The 2,480-nt window shown below is 41.4% G+C and carries 2 protein-coding genes; one reads left to right on the top strand and one right to left on the bottom strand.

The annotated features are described in order from the left end of the window. The first annotated feature begins 756 nt into the window (after positions 1-756). Positions 757-1,104 (top strand): hypothetical protein, encoded by a 348-nt coding sequence (locus tag H6G26_RS40825; RefSeq protein ID WP_190737751.1) that lies wholly within the window; start codon positions 757-759, stop codon positions 1,102-1,104. Between the two features lie 55 nt (positions 1,105-1,159). On the opposite strand, the gene H6G26_RS40830 is transcribed toward H6G26_RS40825, so the two are convergent. Continuing rightward, complete coding sequence (locus H6G26_RS40830; protein ID WP_277883978.1) at positions 1,160-2,068, bottom strand: TIGR01459 family HAD-type hydrolase; 909 nt, start codon at positions 2,066-2,068, stop codon at positions 1,160-1,162. Positions 2,069-2,480: the final 412 nt, after the last annotated feature.

A 2,480-nucleotide genomic window follows, 5' to 3' on the forward strand; every position in this document is an offset into this window, starting at 1 on the left:
CTTCCGATCTCAGAAGCTATAATTTGAGCTGCTATAACCGCTTTTTCATACTCCACACCGTACTTAACCAGTTGTGTGCAAAATATTTTTTCTCTTTCTTCTATTGATGTAAAATAACTACTTGGCATTGTTCAACTGATAATATAAGTCTTATTTTGAAACTACATCAACAAAAATAAGTTTCCGTTTCAAATCCTACGAATTATATAAATTTATGACTTCTACCTAGAGATACTTGAATAGAGATGGTTAATTTGTACCTATAGGAATAAGAGGCTGTGAGGCTTTGAGGGCATCACCTAATTTAAGTATTAAAAAATAATTAAAGATTTTTTCCAAGTTAGGGAAAAGTAAATAAATCGTTGTAGCGAGGCAATGAGTTATTCATCTCAATAGAATATTTTATATTGATTGGCACTGCTCAATGGCAGCGAGCGCTACCTAAGAGAGAATTAACTTCTCATTTTATTCCTCAAGGACAGTGACTCTCACAAAAATACTCTACCGAGTTATTCACATCAATAGAGTATATAAATTTACTATAATTATCTCTCACTAGCATTCAGTTTATACTTTGGCAAAGATTTCTACCTCTGTAGAAGTACTGCAAATCTTACCTACAGCGATCGCATGAAACGCTGCATGAGGTAAATCACTCCAAAATCTACTTACATCACTGCCGCTATCTTCTGATATCCCTTGACACCATAGGTTATAGCTGGGGCAATTTCATTAAATGATGATTCAGTCGATGCAGTGAATGAACAAAAGACTTTTGCAAGAGGTTTTGTGAAGAAGGCGATTACCATTGGTCGGAGTTGGGAATTTTGGGTGTTCTGTCTCTTTTACAGGAGGAGTTCTATCGGAGTTGGCGGTTGGCGGGGGCGGCGACAAGCTCTTCTTAAGCCCTCTCCAAAGGATACGAAGACAGCTTCAGGCGATCGCAGATGTAATGATCGGAACTCCAGTACAAGTCCACAATTCCGTCTCCCGGCAGTGGCAACCTGGAGTGGTGAAGGACTACTGGGAAGCAGGGGGATTTCTGGTGGTGCGCTGTGGCAGGCGAGGGCTTTTATGTTTTCAGTGGGGAGTGAATGGCGGTGAGGGGGGAGAAGGCTGTAGCAAACTCTGTGGTGCTGTACTACAAGTTCATCACCCACTAAACTCCAGTACTGAACGAAGAGACCAGAAATTTTGGACGATTCTCCATAGGAAGAGATGCCAAAAATTTCTCTATTCCTAGAGTCAAGATTGGTTCAGTAGCAACTCCAGTATCTGTGATCAGTGCAGTGTCTATGCCAGCTTGATTCCCACCACAAATATCTGTCTCACAATTGTCCCCAATAATCATGGCATCTTTCCATGCTTCCAACCCTAGATGTTTAACTGCCCACTTCTGAATGTATTCAAAGATTAAAGGATAAGGTTTCCCAAAATAACAAACCTTTCCCCCAGCTTCTTGATAAAGAGCACCAATAGACCCTTGTCTGACTACAGGTCGAGATGGACGACCCTCCAAAGCGGTTTTATCGGGATTAGCTATAAGCATAACCAGACCAGTTTTTACCAATGCTTCAATCTCTTCCTGGAAGGGATCTACAGACTCCTGATCACAACCATTTTTGTGGGGAATGCCACAATATATGAAATCAGCATCTTCTATCGAAGAAGCGACAGAAAACAAATTGTTCTCAAATAACTCTTGCGACGGCGATCCATGTTGAGGATGACGATCACCATACAGCCAATACTTATATCTTGGCGTTGAAAAAGGTAGACGACATGAAACAATCGCATCTCGTGTGATCTGTCCGGAAGAAACAAATAGGTCGTAATGCTCCCCTAAATGAAGACCTGCTTTAGAATATTTTGATACTTCACGATCAGTCAAACGTGTTGAATTAGACACAATTATGATAGTTGTGTTCTGCTCCTTTATTTTTTGGAAAGTTGCAAGGGCACCTGGTAACAAGCCAACGGCTTCTCCTCCCCAGAATACACCAAAGGCGTCTACCAATATCAGTGATCTGTTCGAGACGACAGACTCTAGAGATAAAAATTCAACCATTTCTATAGAAGGCGTTCATATCTACGTGAATAATTTTTCTCACTTGGAAGCAGAGTAAAGCATTAGAAAGTTAGGCTAACTGGTGCTTAGTAAAATACTATGTTACCAGCCTTATAGTACACTGGCACTACTTTTTCTTGAATATCATATCTGCATTACTTACCACCTGACTATATGACCAGTCGTTGCGGCATACCATCATCGCCTCTTCAACTCCACACAGGGATGATCATCTGCGATTGCTCCCAAGAGTGACCGTTCTTTTTTACCATGAAACAGATATCTCGAACCTGATCTGTGACACCTGCATAGGTTGAGTCGATGGGGGATATTATTCCCCGCACCTCTCAGTTAGCTCCGTGCGTACCCGTTTCCGTGTACACGGCTCCCGATGTTCTTAGCTTGCGCTTTT

Source organism: Nostoc sp. FACHB-888 (genome assembly GCF_014696655.1).
In the GTDB taxonomy this organism is placed as follows: Bacteria; Cyanobacteriota; Cyanobacteriia; order Cyanobacteriales; family Nostocaceae; genus Nostoc.

Bases quoted from the DNA above. Each gene is read 5' to 3' on its own strand.
- H6G26_RS40830 (WP_277883978.1), bottom strand. From the start codon at position 2,068: ATGGTTGAATTTTTATCTCTAGAGTCTGTCGTCTCGAACAGATCACTG.